General features: G+C 72.7%; 14 protein-coding genes, 1 tRNA gene and 1 pseudogene. 14 read left to right on the top strand and 2 right to left on the bottom strand.

Annotation, left to right across the window (positions count from 1 at the left end; translation table 11 throughout):
• The first annotated feature begins 26 nt into the window (after positions 1–26).
• The 8 genes and pseudogenes from DFJ69_RS08250 to DFJ69_RS08220 all read left to right on the top strand — a co-directional run bounded on the left by DFJ69_RS08250 (position 27) and on the right by DFJ69_RS08220 (position 10,329).
• Positions 27–881, top strand: coding sequence for an SDR family oxidoreductase (locus DFJ69_RS08250; protein WP_116021929.1), 855 nt, complete (start codon positions 27–29; stop codon positions 879–881).
• An 86-nt stretch (positions 882–967) separates the two neighbouring features.
• Positions 968–1,987: an SGNH/GDSL hydrolase family protein gene (locus DFJ69_RS08245; protein ID WP_211328547.1), complete on the top strand. Its 1,020-nt coding sequence runs from the start codon at positions 968–970 to the stop codon at positions 1,985–1,987.
• 153 nt (positions 1,988–2,140) lie between these two features.
• Positions 2,141–4,297, top strand: coding sequence for an iron-containing redox enzyme family protein (locus DFJ69_RS08240; RefSeq protein ID WP_116021928.1), 2,157 nt, complete (start codon positions 2,141–2,143; stop codon positions 4,295–4,297).
• 14 nt (positions 4,298–4,311) lie between these two features.
• Positions 4,312–6,138, top strand: coding sequence for a carbamoyltransferase family protein (locus tag DFJ69_RS08235; protein WP_116021927.1), 1,827 nt, complete (start codon positions 4,312–4,314; stop codon positions 6,136–6,138).
• 61 nt (positions 6,139–6,199) lie between these two features.
• Positions 6,200–6,373, top strand: a complete 174-nt coding sequence (locus DFJ69_RS08230) for a hypothetical protein (protein WP_211328546.1) — start codon at positions 6,200–6,202, stop codon at positions 6,371–6,373.
• Positions 6,366–7,844, top strand: a pseudogene (locus tag DFJ69_RS36590) (carbamoyl phosphate synthase preATP-grasp domain-containing protein); the annotation flags it as partial. The gene DFJ69_RS08230 and the pseudogene DFJ69_RS36590, both read left to right, overlap by 8 nt.
• 550 nt (positions 7,845–8,394) lie before the next feature.
• A complete protein-coding gene (locus DFJ69_RS35390; RefSeq protein ID WP_342769901.1) occupies positions 8,395–8,928 on the top strand; it encodes a hypothetical protein in 534 nt (177 codons plus the stop codon).
• Positions 8,929–9,234: 306 nt separating this feature from the next.
• The gene (locus DFJ69_RS08220; protein ID WP_170177575.1) at positions 9,235–10,329 is read left to right on the top strand and encodes a sensor histidine kinase; all 1,095 of its coding nucleotides are present in this window, start codon (positions 9,235–9,237) and stop codon (positions 10,327–10,329) included.
• A 25-nt stretch (positions 10,330–10,354) separates the two neighbouring features.
• Here the strand turns inward: DFJ69_RS08220 and DFJ69_RS08215 are convergent, their stop codons facing one another.
• Positions 10,355–10,963, bottom strand: a complete 609-nt coding sequence (locus DFJ69_RS08215) for a response regulator transcription factor (protein WP_116026486.1) — start codon at positions 10,961–10,963, stop codon at positions 10,355–10,357.
• 535 nt (positions 10,964–11,498) lie between these two features.
• Here DFJ69_RS08215 and DFJ69_RS08210 point away from each other — a divergent pair.
• The 5 genes from DFJ69_RS08210 to DFJ69_RS08190 are packed head-to-tail and all read left to right on the top strand — an operon-like array spanning position 11,499 to position 16,167.
• Positions 11,499–12,764, top strand: coding sequence for a beta-ketoacyl-[acyl-carrier-protein] synthase family protein (locus DFJ69_RS08210; RefSeq protein ID WP_116021923.1), 1,266 nt, complete (start codon positions 11,499–11,501; stop codon positions 12,762–12,764).
• Positions 12,761–13,984 (top strand): ketosynthase chain-length factor, encoded by a 1,224-nt coding sequence (locus DFJ69_RS08205; RefSeq protein ID WP_116021922.1) that lies wholly within the window; start codon positions 12,761–12,763, stop codon positions 13,982–13,984. Before DFJ69_RS08210 ends, DFJ69_RS08205 begins: the two co-directional genes overlap by 4 nt.
• A 19-nt stretch (positions 13,985–14,003) precedes the next feature.
• Positions 14,004–14,243 (top strand): acyl carrier protein, encoded by a 240-nt coding sequence (locus tag DFJ69_RS08200; protein ID WP_116021921.1) that lies wholly within the window; start codon positions 14,004–14,006, stop codon positions 14,241–14,243.
• On the top strand, positions 14,240–15,220 hold the full coding sequence (locus DFJ69_RS08195; RefSeq protein WP_116021920.1) for an aromatase/cyclase: 981 nt from the start codon (positions 14,240–14,242) through the stop codon (positions 15,218–15,220). The genes DFJ69_RS08200 and DFJ69_RS08195 overlap by 4 nt, the downstream gene beginning before the upstream one ends.
• Positions 15,217–16,167: a 3-hydroxyacyl-CoA dehydrogenase NAD-binding domain-containing protein gene (locus DFJ69_RS08190; protein WP_116021919.1), complete on the top strand. Its 951-nt coding sequence runs from the start codon at positions 15,217–15,219 to the stop codon at positions 16,165–16,167. The genes DFJ69_RS08195 and DFJ69_RS08190 overlap by 4 nt, the downstream gene beginning before the upstream one ends.
• A 68-nt stretch (positions 16,168–16,235) precedes the next feature.
• On the opposite strand, the gene DFJ69_RS08185 is transcribed toward DFJ69_RS08190, so the two are convergent.
• A complete protein-coding gene (locus tag DFJ69_RS08185) occupies positions 16,236–17,030 on the bottom strand; it encodes an SDR family NAD(P)-dependent oxidoreductase (protein WP_211328545.1) in 795 nt (264 codons plus the stop codon).
• 311 nt (positions 17,031–17,341) lie between these two features.
• Between DFJ69_RS08185 and DFJ69_RS08180 the strand changes: the two genes are divergently transcribed.
• Positions 17,342–17,414: transfer RNA gene (locus DFJ69_RS08180), tRNA-Arg, on the top strand.
• The last annotated feature ends 306 nt before the right edge of the window (positions 17,415–17,720 follow it).

The raw sequence follows: 17,720 nt of genomic DNA, 5'->3' as shown, positions 1-17,720 counted from the left end.
CGCCCGGCGCGGGCGGAGGAGGGCCCATGGCACCGAGGGTGCTGGTCACCGGAGCCACCGGCGCGGTGGGGCGCCATCTGACGCGACGGCTGTTGGAGGAGGGGGCCGAGGTCCGGGCCCTGTGCCGTGACCCGGCACGGCCCCTGCCCGACGGGGCCGAACGCGTCATCGGGGACCTGACCGACGCGACGTCTTTGCATCCGGCGCTCAAGGGCGTCGACCGGGCGTTCGTCCTGCTCACCGACGACGCGGGCGCGGCCTTCGCCCAAGCCGTGAACGACGTCGGCGCCGACTCGCTCGACCGGCTCGTCCTGCTGTCCGCCAACGCGCCCGACGGCCCGGAGCACGACAACCCGCTGTTCCGCAAGCACGTCCTCGGCGAGGCACGGATGGCGGCCTCCGGTGTGCCGACGACCGTGCTGCATCCCGGGCCGTTCGCCTCCCTGGCGTTGGGATGGGCTCCCGCGATCCGGGTGTCCGGGGTGGTGCGGGTGGTCCACCCGGACTTGGCGGTGCCGGTGATCGATCCCCGGGACATCGGGGACGTGGCGGCCGTCGCCCTCCTCGGATCGGACCGCGCGCCCGCCGGCGGGACCCTCCCGCTGTCCGGGCCGCAGCGGTTGGACGTGCGCGCCCGGGTGCGGACGCTGGGTCGGGTCCTCGGCCGGACCCTCCGCGTGGAGCGCGTCGGCGAGGACGAGTGGGTTCGGTCGGTCTCCGGACGGCTCCCGGAGTGGTACGCCCGCGCGCTGATGGGCGTGGAACGCCACCTCGCCGAGGTGGAGCCCGCCGTGGTGCCGACGGTGCGCCGGGTCACCGGCCGCGAGGCCCGCACGTTCGGCGAATGGGCCGAGGACAACGCCGCCGCGTTCCGGGCCTGAGCCGACGTTCCGACCCCGTTCGAGCGCTTCTCAAGGGTGGTCGGAAAAAGTCGGTCCCGGACGAGCCCGCGGGTGAAGGGGACACGGTGGAACAGCAGAAGCGGCTGACTCCCTACATGAGGCAGTACGAGGACTTCGCGATGGGCGATATCCGGTGGCTGCCCTACGTCATGTTCTTCAACCGGACCGGCTATGGCTCCGCCGTGCTCAACACGGACTCGGGCGGCTTCCGCGTCTCCCACGGACCCTCGGGACCGTGCTCACTCCAGGACGCGCCCCCCGCAGGCGAGGTCGGCGTGCTGCTGGGGGCCTCGCCCGCGTTCGGTCTCGGCGTGAGCAGCGACGGGAACACCCTGCCCTCGCTGCTCGCCCGGGGACCGGACGCGGTGCCGTGGCTGAACCTCGCCGCGCCCGCCTTCAACTCCACCCAAGAGGTGTTGCTGTTCCTGCTGCACCGGCACCAACTGACCGGGGTTCGGGACATCGTCGTGTTCTCCGGGCTCAACAACCTGGTCGTCGCCGGGCTGCCGGCCGCGAAGGCCGACTATGGGCAGTTCTTCTTCTCCGGCGCGTTCTTCCGTCAGCTCGGCGCGCCCGACCAGGAGCAGCCCCGCTGGGCGCTGGGCCGGATCGCCCAGGCGACCCGGCGGATCGGCCGTGACCGGGAGCCCGGTGACGGCCAGGACGTCCCGGACCCTGCGGAACGCGTCGACGTGGCCGTTCGCCAGACGGCCCGAGACCTCGCTCGGCTGCTCGAACTCGCCGCCCCCACCGGCGCGCGCGTCCACTTCGTGCTCCAGCCCACGGTCTCCTGGTGCGGCAAGCCGTACAGCCCCGAGGAGAGGGCGCTGATCGAGGAGAACGACCGGGAACGGCCGCAGATGTGGGACCTGTTCCGCCCCGTCCTCGACCCGTCGGTGCACCGCGCGTACGCCCACCGCCTGGAGACCGCGTGCAAGGAGCTGGGAGTGGCGTTCCTGGACGCCAACACCGCGCTCGGCGCCTCGCCGGCCGCGGATTCCTGGCTCTTCGTGGACCAGGCGCATCTCAACGACCACGGCACCAGGACGGTCGCCGAGATCCTCAAGGCCGAGCTGGCCCTTTGACCACGCACGGTTCGACCCCGCACAGGAGGTGAACGCATGGCCCGCAGGCCCCTTCTCCGCAGATTCGCCGCGCTGTTCCGGCGACGCCGCAAGAAGCGCGACAACGACAGCTCGATCTATCCGATGTTCTGAACGGAAGGCGCGGTTGCCGTCATGTGGGATTTCGCCACCGGGAAGGGTCACGAGGCTCGGACCCTGTACCTGAGGGCGCTCGACCCGGAAGGGCCGTTGCCGCTCGGAACGGAGGAGACGCGCCGTCTCCGCGCCGCGCTCGCGGACGTTCCCGAGGACGGGGAAGGGCCGGACGCCCTGATCGACGAGGTGCGGCGCTGGGGCGCGGAGGAGACCGAGCGGTTCCGCGGCGTGCTGACCGAGGAGGCCGCCGCCCGGTGCGTGCTCCTCAACTGCGCGCCGCTGGCCCTGTCCGCCGGCGCGTGGCTGCAATGGCTGTCGAGCGCGGGCAACGGCGAGCAGGAGCGGTCCCTGCGGATCCTGGCGCTGTACGCCTCCGACGTCGGGGTCGGATACCCGCGGGCCGACCGGGGCGGCGACTATCGGGCCCTGCTGCGCCGGCACCGCATCGAGGAGGAGACGCCCGGCGTGCGGTTGGCCGCCGCGGAGCGGATCGAGAGCTTCAGCTTCCGTCTGCCGGGCCTGCTGCTCGCCATGAGCCGGCTGCCCGACGAGTTCCTCCCGGAGATCATGGGGGCCGACCTGTGCCTGCGGGCCGTCGGCGTCCCGCCGCCGCTGGCCGCCCTGGACGACCGGACGACCGCCGGGACGGACGCGCGGGCCCTGGACCTGGGCGCGCCCCGGCGCGGCGAGTCCGAGTCCGCGTTCGAACGCTCCCACGCGGTGGCGCGCCTGCTCGCCGAGGAACGGCCGGACGAGCGGCCCCGGCTGTCGCGCGGGTTCCGGTGGGCGGCCCGTGAACTCGGGGAATGGTGCGGGCGGTTGCTCGACGAGGCCGCCCTGACCCGCCATCCCGACTACGACGTCTGGCGTCTGATCTGCTCCCGGGCCCGCCAGGCCGCCGTCTACCACGGCGACCACGTGCTCGAGGGCCGGACGTTGGCGGACTGGTTCGCCAACGTCGACGAGGGCCCCGGCCCGTTCCTCGGCGCCTTGGCCCGCAGCCGTCTCGTGCGCCCGGGGAGGTCCGACGCCAGCCCGCTGGTCCGCGGCCTCATCGGCGACAAGGGGCCGATGTTCCGGATCTTCACCGCCGACGACGTCGCCGTGCTGCGCCGATGGATCGACCGGCTCCCGGACGAGGGGTCGGTGCTCCACGGGCCGTCCGAGGGGCACGAGGGGCTGCACGAGGCGCAGCGGTCCTGGTACCTCCACGACGGGCGGTCCCGAAGCGGAGCGGCGACGGTCCCCCGGCGTTCCGCCGCGCCCGTCGGTGGATCGCTCCGCGCCGCCTACCACGCGCTGCTCGGCCGGGCGGACTCGCCCGGGCTGCGGCGGTTCGCGCAGGACTACACGGCGCGCTGGCTGATCCGCTCCCGCCACCGCCTGGAGCGCGCGCCGGTCCGGCTGCCGCCGCGCTGGGACTCCGTGAACGGACTGCGGACCTGGCTGTACGACGAGCACGACCGGCACGGACGGCAGTTCGAGGAGAGCGAGCCGCCGATCCCCTCCCGGGAGGAGCTGGTGGACTCCACCCTCCAACTGGCGCCGCTCATCATGATCGACGGCGGTTGGCTGCAGGGCTTCACCGACCACCAGCACGCGTCGTCCCCGTCGGGCCACTTCCTGTTCCGCACGTACTGGGACGAGCTGGGCAACGGGGTTCGAGAGCTGAACCACCCCCGCATCTACCGGGCCCTGCTGCGGGACATGGGGGTCGAGCCGCCCCCGACCGACTCCCGGGAATTCGCCGCCTGGCCGGGCTTCCGCGACGAGGCGTTCGCGCTGCCGGTCTACTGGCTGAGCATCTCCCGGTTCCCGCAGAGCCGGATGCCGGAGATCCTCGGCCTCAACCTGGCCATGGAACTGTCGGGGGTCGGCAGCGGCTACCGCAGTTCACGGGTGGCCCTGAAGCACTACGGATTCAGCACCCAGTTCGTCGACCTGCACAACACGATCGACAACGTCGCGACCGGCCACTCCGCCTGGGCCGTCGACGCGATCGACAGCTACATGGCCGATGTGTCAGGAACCGTCGGGCCCCGTCAGGAGAGCGAGATCTGGGAACGGATCAGGACGGGGCATCGGTCCCTCAACCCTCCCGACGGCACGGTGGCCCGGCTTCACACCGCGCTGTGGTCGCGCAGAACGCGCGGGAACAGCGAAGCCCGGAGATGAGGAGCCGACGTCCCGTGGAGACCCCAGTCCTTGGCATCTCAGCCTTCTACCATGACAGCGCCGCCGCGCTCGTCGCCGGCGACGACATCGTGGCCGCCGCCCAAGAGGAGCGGTTCAGCAGACGCCGTCACGACCCGTCGTTCCCGGCTCAGGCCGTCCGCTACTGCCTGGGGGAGGCCGGGGCGAAGCTCGGCGACCTGGACGCGGTGGCCTACTACGAGGACCCGGCGCGCAAGTTCCGCCGGGTGATGTGGACCTACGCCGGCACCGCCCCCAAGGGCTGGAGGTCCTTCCGCAAGGTCTTCCCCCAGTGGGTGACCTGGAAGATGCGGACGCTGTCGACGGTGCGCGACCGGCTGCGGGACCTGGAACTCGGCCCCGTCCCCCCGATCGAGCACTTCGGGCACCACGAGTCCCACGCCGCGTCGGCCTACCTGCCCAGCCCCTACGAGTCGGCCGCGATCCTCTGCGTCGACGGCGTGGGGGAGTGGACCACCACCTCGATCTGGCGGGGCGCGGGCGGACGCGTCGAGCCCATCGCGGAGCTGCGTTTCCCGCACTCCCTCGGCATGCTCTACTCGGCCTTCACCTACTTCTGCGGCTTCAAGGTCGACTCCGGCGAGTACAAGCTGATGGGCCTGGCCCCTTACGGGAAGCCGAGGTACGCGTCCCTGATCCGCGAGCGGCTCATCGACGTGAAACCGGACGGATCGTTCCGGCTCGACACCCGGTACTTCGAGTTCCTGTACGGGGAGGTGATGACCGGGCGGGCGTTCGAGGAGCTGTTCGGCGGGCCCCGACGGCGGCCCGAGAGCCCCCTCACCGAGCGCGAGTTCGACTTGGCGGCCTCGGTGCAGCAGGTCACGGAGGAGGTGATGCTCCGGCTGGCGGCGACCGCCCGGGAGCTGACCGGGGAGAGCAGGCTGTGCATGGCCGGCGGGGTGGCGCTCAACTGCGTCGCCAACGGCGGCATCGTGGCGGACGCGATCTTCGACGAGGTCTGGGTGCAGCCCGCCGCGGGCGACGCGGGGGGCGCGCTCGGAGCCGCGCTGCTCGCCCGACCGGGCCGACGCGAGCACGTCCGGCGCGGCGACGACAACATGCGCGGCGCGCGGCTCGGCCCCGGCTACGACGACCGCCGCATTCAGGAGTACCTGGACGCGCACGACCTCCCCCACACGCGGCTGAGCCCGGAGGATCTCTCCCGCCGGGTGGCGGCGGAGCTGGCCGACGGCAAGGTGATCGGCTGGTTCCAGGGCCGGATGGAGTTCGGCCCCCGGGCGCTGGGCGCGCGGTCCATCCTCGGCGACCCGCGCAACCCGGCGATGCAGTCCGTGATGAACCAGAAGATCAAGTTCCGTGAGTCGTTCCGACCGTTCGCGCCCATCGTGCGGGCGGAGGACACCGAGGACTACTTCCAACTGCGCCAGCCGAGCCCCTACATGCTGGTGGTGGCGCCGGTGGCCGAACGGCAGCGGCGCACGGCCGCGGCGCCCGACGCCGTCCGGGGTCTGGACCTGCTGCGCGTCGAACGCTCCACGATCCCGGCCGTCACGCACGTGGACTTCTCCGCGCGGGTGCAGACCGTCACCCGGGACCGCGATCCCGGGCTGCATCGGCTGCTCAGCGACTTCAAGGACCGCACGGGCTGTGCCGTGCTGGTGAACACCTCGTTCAACGTGCGCGGCGAACCGATCGTCGCCACTCCCCAGGACGCCTACCGGTGCTTCATGCGCACCGACATCGACATGCTCGCGCTGGGCTCCTTCCTGCTCGACAAGCGCGAACAACCGGAATGGTCCGAAGAGGGGGACTGGCGGGAGCACATCCCGCTCGACTGACGCGCCCCCGGACCGGGAGACAGGAAAGCGGGTTCGGATGGAAACGATCGTTCGTGTCAGTGTGTCCGTGCTCGTCACGGTGGTCTACGCGCTGTTGGTCGTACCGGTCGGGCTGGTCGTTCGGCTGGTGCGGGATCCGTTGCGCCGCACCCCGGATCCGGCCGCCGACACCTACTGGACGTACGAGGAGGGCGGCCCGCCGAGGCCGCCTGGAGCGGGACGCCGACGTGCCTAGGCGGAAGGACCTCCGATCCGTCCTGGTCATCGGGTCGGGGCCGGTCGGGACCGACCACGCGGGCGCCCGTGCGTGCCGTGCGCTGCGGGCGGCGGGGCTGCGCGTCATCGTGGTGGCCCCCGACTCGGCGGCGGTCATGACCTCCCCGGAGACCGCCGACGCCACCTACCTCGAACCGGTCACCGTCGACCGCGTCGAGAGGGTCATCGCCCGGGAACGCCCCGACGCGCTGCTGCCCACCATGGGCGGTCCGGCCGCGCTCGACGTCACGATGACCCTGCACATGGCGGGCACGCTCACGGCCTACGGCGTGGAGCCGATCGGTGCGGACGCCGAGACCATCGGCGCGTGCGCGGGACGAGGACGCCCCGCCGCCCTCGGTGGGCCGGCGTACGAGGTGGAGGTGCTGCGCGATGGAACGGGACGGGCTTCGGTCGTGTGCTCCATCGAGCACTTCGCCGAGCACGGGATCAGCGTCGTTCCGGCGTTCACCCGCACCGAGGGAGACCTTCTGAGCCTGCACGACCTCGGCCTCACCGCGGCCGGGGAGAGCGGGGTTCGGGGGAGCTGCACCGTCCGGTTCGCCGTCATCCCCGGTGACGGCGGCGACCTCCGGCTCGTTCAGGTGGTCCCGCGCCTGACGCGGTCGTCGGCACTGGCGTCGGCGGCCACCGGCCTGCCGGTCGCCGAGATCGCCGCACGACTGGCCATCGGCTGCACGCTGGAGGAGGTCGTCGGCGGCTCCCCGGGCACGGCCCTCGAACACGTGACGGTCGGGCTGTCGCGCTCCGCCGAGATGGTGGCCCTGGGCCGTACCCTTCCCGAGGCGTTGCGGAAGGCCGGGTGTTCCGAGGTCGCGTTCGCGGAGGAGCCGTTCGCGGAGGAGCCGGACGTCATGCCCGGTCGGAGGGGGGACCCGATCGCGGCGGGGTTGGCGGCGGCCGCCGCGCTCGATCCGCGGCTCCTCGCCGAGGCCAAACGCCACGGCTTCTCGGACGCGGGGATCGCCGCCCTTCGCGGCCTGGACGAGGGGGTCGTGCGCGAAGTCCGGCAGGCTATCGGAATCCGTCCCGCCCACCGCAGCACCCGTGACGGCGGGGCGCTGTACTCCGGCTACGGCGAGGCCCTCCCGAGCCCCGCGCCACGGGAACGCGCCACGGTGATCATCGTCGGGCCCGGCGCGGACGGCACCGGATCCGGCCGCTCGTGCGCGTCGGCCTCGTCGGCGCTGCGGGACGCGGGCTACGAGACCGCCGTGGTCACCTCCCACCTGGAGACCCTCGCCGACCCCGGCTGTGCTGACCGCCTCTATGCCGAGCCGGTGACCTTGGAGCACGTCCTCGAAGTCGTTCACGCCGAACGACGGTCGGGCCCGGTGGCGGGCGTCATCGTCCAGTTCGGCGGCGAGTCCGCGTTGCGCCTGGCGCGGGCGCTCGCGGACAACGGCGTGCCCGTCGTCGGCACCGCACCGGAGGCGATCGACCGCGCAGGAGACCACGATCGCCTCGGCGACCTGCCGACCCGGCGGGATCCGACCGCGCCGGCGGACGACCGGCGCCCGCACTTCGCGACGGAGGTCGCCGTGGACACGCTCTACGACGGCGAGGAGTCGTACATCGGCGGCGTCCTGGAGAACGTCGAGGCCACCGGTGGCCGCCCGGACGAGTCCGCCTGCGCGCTGCCGCCGGTCACCCTCGGCCGGGGGGACGTCGAACGGCTGCGCGCCTCGGCCGAGGCCGTCGCCCGCGCCGTCGGCATACGCGGCCTGCTGGGGGTGCGGTTCGCGGTGGCCGGTGAGGCCCTGCACGTGCTCGGGGTGTTCCCGGGCGCGTCGCCCACCGTGCCGTTCGTCTCCACCGCCACCGCGACACCGCTGGCCGCCGCGGCGGCCAGGATCGCCTTGGGGGGCGACCATCGCCGACCTTCGCGGGGAAGGCGTGCTGCGGGAACGGGGAGACGGCGGAGCCCCGCCCGCGGACGCCCCCATCGCCGTGCGCAGGACCGTGTCGGGCGGAGAGGTCATGGGGGTCGGCGCGGGGTTCGGCGCCGCCTTCGCCGGGTCGCAGGCGGCCGCGCGCCTCCCGCTGCCGACCAAGGGGCGGGTCTTCCTGTCCGTCGCCGACGGGGATCGGCGTCAGATGATCCTTCCCGCGCGCCTGCTGGCCGGGTACGGCTTCGAACTGCTCGCCGCCCCCGCCCTCACGGCGAGTCTGCGGCGCAACGGCGTCGAGGCCGCGACGGTGGACGCGTGGGCCGGGGGGCCGTCCGAGCCGCACCAGATCGTGCGCCTCCTCCGCGACGGACGGGTCGACCTCGTCGTCCTGTCGCCGGGCGGCGGTGCGGACGTCCCGCATCTGCGGGGGATCCGGAGGGCGGCGGCGGAACGCTCCGTCCCCGTCCTGACCGGCCTTCGGGCCTTCGCCGCGGCGGCCCTCGGGGTGGACGCGCTGCGCTCGGCCGCGTCCCCGCCCGAGCCGGTGTCCCTTCAGGAATGGCACCGCGCGTCGGTGCCCCCGAACGAGGGGGCACATACCCCCGGTCGACCCGCGGCGTGACCCCGAGGCCCATCGTAAGACACCATCCGTCCGCGGCAACGTGAGGTAAGTCATATTTCGCATTTCCCGAGGTGGTGGGCCATTGCTGATCACGGTCCAACGGCCTTGGTTGCGGGTAAAGGTCAAGCTGGTTAATGTGGCTGTATTGTGATAACCCATCGCCACATCGCTGATCAAAGATCACGGGTGGGTGCGAAAATGTTGCATCAAAGCGTGTCGCACCGCCGCGGCGGTCATCTTTCCGAGGAAGAATGGTATCTGCGCCTGCGTGATGCGGATATCACACCGCCGCGGACGGCGCGTGGAATGCTCTATGCGCTGTTGCTCGCGTTCTCCGGGTTCCGGCTGCTGAGCCTGCTCGGGCAGTCCATGGATCCGCGCGCCAAGCCGATCTGCGCGATGGCGATCGTGCTGATCTGCGCGCTGCAGTTCGTGCACTCCCGGCCGGAGTATCGGAGCGCGCCGGTCGCCCAGCGGGCCATGACGCTCACCGTGCAGGGCTCCCTCGTGGTGATGTTCGTGATGCTCCAGCAGTCGCGGTGGGAGGTGATGACGGGCTTCTTCGCCGGCTCCCTTCTGCTGCTGACACCCCGCCGGGTGGGCTGGACCGCCTTCGGCCTGATCGGCGTCGCGATGGTCGTCTACCCGCTCTACGCCGGGCTGTCGCTGGTGACGGCGGCCTGTCTGAGCGAGACCACCCTGGTGGGCGGCATCATCATGTTCAGCGTCGCCCGGCTCGCCGAGCTGGTGTCGGCGGTCCACGACACCCGGGTGTCGATGGCGCGGGCCGCGGTGACCGAGGAGCGGCTCCGGTTCTCCCGGGATCTGCACGACCTGGTCGGCGGCAGCCTCTTCGTGATCGCCTCCAAGGGCGAGCTGATCAAGCGCGACATCTACGCCCGGCCGCACCGGGCGCACGAGGAGGCCGGCACGCTGCTGGCCCTGTGCGAACGGGCGCTGACCGACGTGCGGTCGATGTCGAACGAGTACCGGACCATGTCGTTCTCCCGCGAGGCCGCCTTCGCCCGGGACGTGCTCGGCATGGACGAGGTCAGGGTGGACGTCGACATCTCGCTGGACGCGCCGACCCCGGAGGTCGACACGGTGCTGGCCGCCGTGCTCCGCGAGGGGGTCACCAACGTCCTGCGCCACAGCCGCGTCCGCCACTGCCGGATCGAGGCGGCGGAGCAGGACGGCGTCATCGTGCTGTCCATCCTCAACGACGGCGTGGGCGGGCGCGCGCCGGCCGCCGGGCCCCTCGGCGGCGTCGGCGGGGCCGGCCTGGCCAACCTGGCCGACCGGCTGCGCGCGATCGACGGCCGGCTCTCCGCCGGGGTCCAGCGCAACGGCTGGTTCGGGCTGGTGGCGGAGGTGCCGGTGGCGGTCACCACCGGCGCCTGAGCCCCCGCCCGGCCCGCCGCCGGGCTCAGACCAGCAGTCCCGCCTCCCTGGCGATGCGGACCGCGTCGATCCGGTTGCGGGCGTTGAGCTTGTTGACGATCACCGTGAGGTGGTTGCGGACGGTCCGAACCGAGATCTGCAGCCGATCGGCGATCTCGTGCGGGGTGTCGCCCTCCGCCGCGAGCCGCAGCACCTCGATCTCCCGCCCGGTCAGCGGGGTCGTGGGGTGGTGGGACGCGGCCAGCACGAGCTGGGGGTCGAACACCCGGTGCCCCGCGGCCACCTTGCGGATGGCCTCGGTCAGCTCGGCGGGCGGCGCGTCCTTGAGCAGGTAGCCTCCCGCCCCGACCGCGACGGCCCGCTGCAGCAGCCCCGCCTGCGCGAGCCCGGTGAGGATCAGGACCCTGCAGTCGGGGAACTTCTCCCGCAGCTCGGCGGCGGCCGAGAGCCCGTCCAGGCCGGGCAGGTCGATGTCGATGACGGCGACGTCGGGACGGTGCTCGTGCACCAACCGGATGATGGAGTCCCCGCGGTCGGTCTCGGCCACGACCCGGAGGTCGTCCTCGAGGTGGATGAGTGCGGTCAGCGCGCCGCGGATCATTCGCACGTCCTCTGCGAGGAGGATCGTGATCACGCCGTCTCCACGGTGCGCCATCGGACTGTCGAAGCGACTCTGTGCACGGTGACTCCAAGAATCCCAGGGATCGGAGTTACGGCGAATGCAACTATACTCGGACGGTCAAAAATGGGGCCATTTCTTACCGCAGTAGAGGATAACACAGAATTGGTCAACGCTCCCGGGCCCGGGTGTCGGGGGGAGCGTCGGGCCCGACGCGGACCACTCGGGGACGCCTGATCGCGGGCGGACATTGGACATCCCGTCGAGTTTCGCGAACGGTGCGTTCTCCGCCGACCGAAAACGCGAAGAACATTCTTGGTCGTGAACGACGCCGACCCGCGAAGCGCCCTCCCGCACCGCCCGACGCACGGGTCGTCCTCACGCGTCCAGCGGTGACCCATCCGGTTTCGAGCAGCCCTCGAGCGCGGGGCCACAGGTTGGGAGTCGCTTCACGGCGTCTGTCCGCCGCCGGTCGACGAACGCCTGAGTCGGCCGGTGAAGGCGAAAGGAACGTAATCACGATGTCCTGCTCGAACCCTGGGGGTGCGACGTGTCCCGCCGTGTGGTGATCACCGGGATGGGAGTCCGCGCCCCGGGCGGAACGGGGACCAAGGAGTTCTGGGAGCTGTTGACCCAGGGCCGTACGGCCACCCGGCGGATCTCGTTCTTCGACCCGTCCCCCTTCCGGTCCCAGGTCGCCGCCGAGGCCGACTTCGATCCGGTGGCGGAGGGCCTGAGCCCGCGCCAGATCCGCCGGATGGACCGGGCCACCCAGTTCGCGGTCGCGTGCACGCGCGACGCGGTCGCCGACAGCGGTCTGGACCTGGAGGCCGCCGATCCGCACCGGCGCGGGGTCGCCCTCGGCAGCGCGGTCGCCTCGGCGACCAGCCTGGAGAACGAGTACCTGGTCATGTCCGACGCGGGTCGCGAGTGGCTGGTCGACCCCGACTACCTGTCCCCGCACATGTTCGACTACCTCAGCCCGGGGGCGATGCCCGCCGAGGTCGCGTGGGAGGTGGGCGCGGAGGGGCCGGTGACCATGGTGTCCGACGGCTGCACGTCCGGCCTGGACGCGGTCGGCCACGCGGCCGCCCTCATCGGCGAGGGCGCCGTCGACATCATGATCGCGGGCGCCACCGACACGCCCATCACCCCGATCGTGGTCGCCTGCTTCGACGCGATCAAGGCGACCACCGCGCGCAACGACGACCCCGAGCACGCCTCGCGACCCTTCGACGGGAGCCGCGACGGGTTCGTGCTCGCCGAGGGCGCCGCGATGTTCGTACTGGAGGAGTTCGAGGCGGCCCGCGCCCGGGGCGCCCACGTCTACGCGGAGGTCACGGGCTACGCCACCCGGTGCAACGCCCACCACATGACCGGCCTGAAGAGGGACGGCCGGGAGATGGCCGAGGCCATCCGGGTCGCGCTGGACCAGTCCCGGCTGGACCCCACCGCCATCGACTACGTCAACGCGCACGGCTCCGGCACCCGACAGAACGACCGGCACGAGACCGCCGCCTTCAAACGCAGCCTCGGCGAGCACGCCCACCGGGTGCCGGTCAGCTCGATCAAGTCGATGGTCGGGCACTCGCTCGGCGCCATCGGCTCCATCGAGATCGCGGCCTGCGCCCTGGCGATCGAGCACGACGTCGTGCCCCCCACGGCCAACCTCCACCGGCCCGACCCCGAGTGCGACCTGGACTACGTGCCGCTGACCGCACGCGACCTGCGCGTCGACACCGTGCTCACGGTCGGCAGCGGATTCGGCGGGTTCCAGAGCGCGATGGTGCTGCGCCGTCCGGAGGTGGACCGGTGAGCGGCGGGGCGGTGATCACCGGCATCGGCGTGGCCGCCCCCAACGGCCTGGGGACCGAACGGTTCTGGCGGGCGACCCTCGCCGGGCACAGCGGGATCCGGGAGCTGGACCGGTTCGACGCCTCGGGCCACCCGACGAGATGGGCGGGGCGGATCACGGACTTCGACGCCGGGGAGCACCTGCCGAACCGGCTGCTCCCCCAGACCGACGTCTCCACGCGGTTGGCGTTGGCCGCCGCCGACTGGGCGCTGGCCGACGCCGCGGTGAACGAGGGCGACCTGGCCGACTACGCGATGGGAGTGATCACCTCCAACGCCCTGGGCGGCTTCGAGTTCACCCACCGCGAGTTCCACAAGCTGTGGAGCAAGGGGCCGGAGTTCGTCAGCGTCTACGAGTCGTTCGCCTGGTTCTACGCGGTCACCACCGGCCAGGTCTCGATCCGCAACGGGATGCGGGGCCCCGGCGCCGCGTTCGTCGCCGAGCAGGCCGGCGGGCTGGACGCGCTCGGCCACGCCCGCCGGACCGTCCGCCGGGGCACCGCGCTCGTGGTCAGCGGCGGCGTCGACTCCGCGTTCGACCCGTGGGGCTGGGCGTCCCAGCTCGCGGGCGGACGGGTCAGCACCGTGCAGGACCCGAAGCGCGCCTACGTGCCGTTCGACACCTCCGCGGGCGGCCACCTCCCCGGGGAGGGCGGCGCGATGCTCGTGGTCGAGGACGCCGACTCGGCCCGCGACCGCGGCGCGCCCACGATCTACGGTGAGATCGCCGGGTACGCGGCGACGTTCGACCCGAGACCCGGCTCGGGACGACCCCCCGGGCTGCGCCGGGCGGCCGAGCTGGCGCTCGCCGACGCCGGCCTCGGCCCCGCCGACATCGACGTCGTCTACGCGGACGCCGCGGGCATCCCGGAGCTGGACCGCGCCGAGGCCGCGGCGATCAGCGGGCTGTTCGGCGACCGCGGCGTCCCGGTGACCGCGCCCAAGGGGCTCACCGGCCGTCTCTACGCCGGCGGTGGCCCGCTCGACCTGGTCGCCGCCCTGCTGTCGATCCGCGACGCCCTCGTCCCGGCGACCGCCAACACCACCCGGGTACCCGCCGACTACGGCCTCGACCTGGTCCTCGGCGAGCCGCGCCGGCTCCCGGTGGCCGCCGCGATGGTGCTCGCGCGCGGCCGGCGGGGCTTCAACTCCGCCCTCGTCGTCCGCGCCCCGCAGAACTGAACCCCTGGAGGAGAACGACATGGCAGAGATCGGCATCGACGACCTGCGCCGCGTGCTCGTCGAGTGCGCCGGCATCGAGCTGGACGCCGACTTCTCGGACCGCACGTTCGAGGAGCTGGGCTACGACTCGCTCGCGCTCATGGAGACCGCGGCGCGCATCAAGCAGGACTACGGCATCGACCTGCCCGACGACGACGTCGTCGCCGCGGAGACCCCGGTGGCCCTGCTGGAGCTGGCGAACTCGGTGGCCGCCGCGTGAGCGCCCCGCCCCTGCACCGCACCGAGCACCGGCTCGTGGTGGCCGCCCCGCCGTCCACCGTGTACGACCTGGTGGCGGACGTCACGCGCTGGCCGGTCATCTTCGGCCCGAGCGTCCACGTCCGTCATCTGGAACGAACGGCGACGGCCGAGCGGTTCGAGATCTGGGCGCTCGTGAACGGCGGTGTGGCCGACTGGGTGTCGCGCCGCACCCTCGACCCCGGACGCCCGCGGGTGACGTTCGCCCAACAGCGCAGCCGGGCTCCCGTCGCCTCCATGGGCGGGGAGTGGTCGTTCCGGCCGCTGGCCGACGGCCGGACCGAGGTGGTGCTGCGGCATCACTTCAGCGCGGTCGACGACGACCCGGGGGCCGTCGAGTGGATCACCGAGGCGCTGCATCGCAACAGCCCGGAGGAACTCGCGGCGCTCGCCCGCGTCGCCGAGATCGGGCACCCCGTCGACGCGGTGGTCTTCTCGTTCACCGACACGGTGGAACTGTCGCGAACGACGGCCGCCGCGGCGTACGACTTCGTCGAGCGGGCGGACCTCTGGGAGGAACGCCTTCCACACGTCGACCGGGTACGGCTCGGCGAGCCGACGCCCGGGGTCCAGGAACTGGAGATGGACACCGTCACCGCGGACGGCTCCACGCACACCACCTCCTCGATCCGCATCTGCCGCGCCCCCGAGTGGATCGCCTACAAACAGCGGGTCACCCCGCGTCTGCTGCTCGGCCACTGCGGCCTGTGGACCTTCTCCGAAGGCGCCACCGGCGCGGTGGCGACCGCACGGCACACGGTCGCCCTCGATCCGTCCGCGGTGGTCGAGGTCCTCGGCCCCGGCCACGGCCTGGCCGACGCCCGCGCCCATGTGCGGGAGGCCCTCGGGCGCAACAGCCGGGCGACGCTGGCCCACGCCGCCACCGCCCCGAGCGCGGGCACCGCCCCGAGCGCCGGCACGTCGGGGGCCGGCGCATGACCGCCGCGCCCCGCACCGTCGCCGTCGTCGCCGCCGGCACCATCGGGCTCGGCTGGGCCACCCTCTTCCTGGCCAGGGGCCTGGACGTCCGGGTGAACAGCCGCCGCCCCGACGCGCGCCGCCTCGTCGCGGAGGCCCTCGAACTCCACGCCCCCGCCGTTCCAGGAGCCGCCCCTCCCGAGGCGCTGCTCGACCGGCTCACCGTCGAACCGGACCTGGAACGGGCGCTCGACGGCGTCGACGCCGTCCAGGAGAACGCCCCCGAGGACCTGGAGCTGAAGCAGGACCTGTTCGCCCGCATGGAACGGGCGGCCCCCGCCGACGCCCTGCTGCTGTCGTCCACCTCGACCCTCACCCCGGCGGCCCTCGGCGTCCGCCTCAAGGAACCCGAACGGGTCGTCGTAGGGCACCCGTTCAACCCGCCGCACGTCGTCCCGCTGGTGGAGGTGGTGACCGGCGAGGCGGCACCCCCCGAGTTGGTCGAACGCGTCGTGTCCTTCTATCGGGGCCTCGGCAAGGTGCCCGTGGTCCTCGGACGGGCCCTCCCGGGCTTCGCCGCCAACCGGCTCCAGTCGGCTCTCCTGCGCGAGGCCGTCCACCTCGTCCGGGAGGGCGTGGTGACGGTCGAACAGCTCGACACCATCGTCACCTCGTCGATCGGCCTGCGCTGGGCCACGATCGGCCCCTTCCAGGCCCTCCACCTCAACGGCGGCCCCGGCGGCCTCCGCCACTGGCTCGACCACCTGGGCGTCCACCTCGAACCCTTCTGGGAGGGGCTCGGCCGCCCGCCCATGGACGAACGGACCAGGGATCTGCTGCTCCGGCAGGCGGACCGAACCTTCGGCCGACGATCGTTCGAGGACCTCAGCCGGGAACGCGACCGCAGACAGAACGCGATCCTCGACGCGCTGGGCGACCGGCGGCACCTTCCGCCGCCCGCGCGGTGAACCGGAACGCCGACGGGCGGGCCCTCACCGGGAGGGTCCCCGCCCGCCGGCGGTTCCGGCCCGCGCGGTCAGTAGTTGCCCAGCCCACCGCAGACGTTGATGGCCTGGGCGGTGACCGCCGCGGCCTCGTCGCCCGCCAGGTACTCGACCATCGCGGCGACCTCCCGCGTCTCCACGTACCGACCCATCGGGACCCGCGCGGTGATCCGGTCGAACGCCTCCTGCGTGGAGACCTCCCAGATCCCCGCGTAGTGCTCCCGCACCTTCGCCGCCATGGGCGTCTCCACGAACCCCGGACACACCGCGTTGACGGTGATCCCGGTCCGCGCCAACTCCAGCCCGAGCGCCTTGGTGAACCCCACCACCCCGTGCTTCGAGGCCGAGTACGGCGCCCCGTGCACCACGCCCTGCTTGCCTCCCGTGGAGGCGATGTTGATGATCCGCCCCCGCCCCTTCGCCAGCATCCCCCCGGCGTTGAGCACCTCCTTGGTCATGAGGAACACGCTGTTGAGATTGGTGTTGATGACGTCCAGCCACAGCTCGTCGGCGATCTGCGCGGTGACCCCGCCACCGCTGCGCCCCGCGTTGTTCACCAGGATGTCCACCGGCCCGAACCGCTCGACCGCCGCCCTGACGTACTCCCGGATCTGCTCGGCGTCCGCCACGTCGCACGTGGTCCCGTCGACGTCGAGCCCGTCGTCCTGCAACGCCTTCACCGCGGCGGCCAACTCCTCGGCCCGCCGCGCGCACAGATGGACCCGCGCCCCCCGCTCCGCGAGCCGCCGGGCCACCTCCAGCCCGATCCCCCCACTGGCACCCGTGACCAGCGTGACCGGCTTGACCGCCTTCACCGCATCGCCCATGCCCACTCCCTCCCGACGCTCCGTGCCTGCACGTCGAGCCTCCGGCCCCCCTCTCGAACCCGGGTCGAACCGACCTGGAACCCCCCGGAGCCGCCTCGCCCGCACGGGGAACGATCAAGCCCGGCGACGGCCACGGCGTCACGGGCGCATCAGCCGGATATCCCCGCGCAGAACGCCCGCCCGACGTCGTACCCTGTACCGGACGACGGCCGAGGCGGCGGACCTCACCCGGGCCGCGGCGCACCCGCGTGCAATGATCACCGCGCGCAGCGAACGCCCGGCCGGGTCCGCTAGGCTCAGACCGGCGTCGGGCCCCCGTAGCTCAGGGGATAGAGCAACGGTTTCCTAAACCGTGTGCCGCAGGTTCGAATCCTGCCGGGGGCACTCTCACTACCAGGCGAACCCCGCCTTTCCGGGCGGGTCGGAGCAGTGTGCGGGGGAGGGTCCTCACCGCATCGCCGCGGGCCGGCCATGGCATCGGAAGCGCCTGGGCCGTCGCCATGATCATGCCGCCGGGGTCCGTCGGTTCAGTCGGTACTCCGCTCTCGACCCGGTGGCGGCGACGGTCGAGACGGGTGCCTCCGTTCCGGGATGGCGTGGACGAGGGCCTGCATTCCTTCGGCGCCTCGCTCATCGGTCCGTTGCCGACATGACGACGGAACGCACGGCGACCCGATCGCGGGAAAGGTC

Source organism: Thermomonospora umbrina (assembly GCF_003386555.1).
GTDB classification, from domain to species: domain Bacteria; phylum Actinomycetota; class Actinomycetes; order Streptosporangiales; family Streptosporangiaceae; genus Thermomonospora; species Thermomonospora umbrina.
Note: the sequence above shows the minus strand (reverse complement) of the source record. Positions and strands in the feature narration are given on the sequence as shown.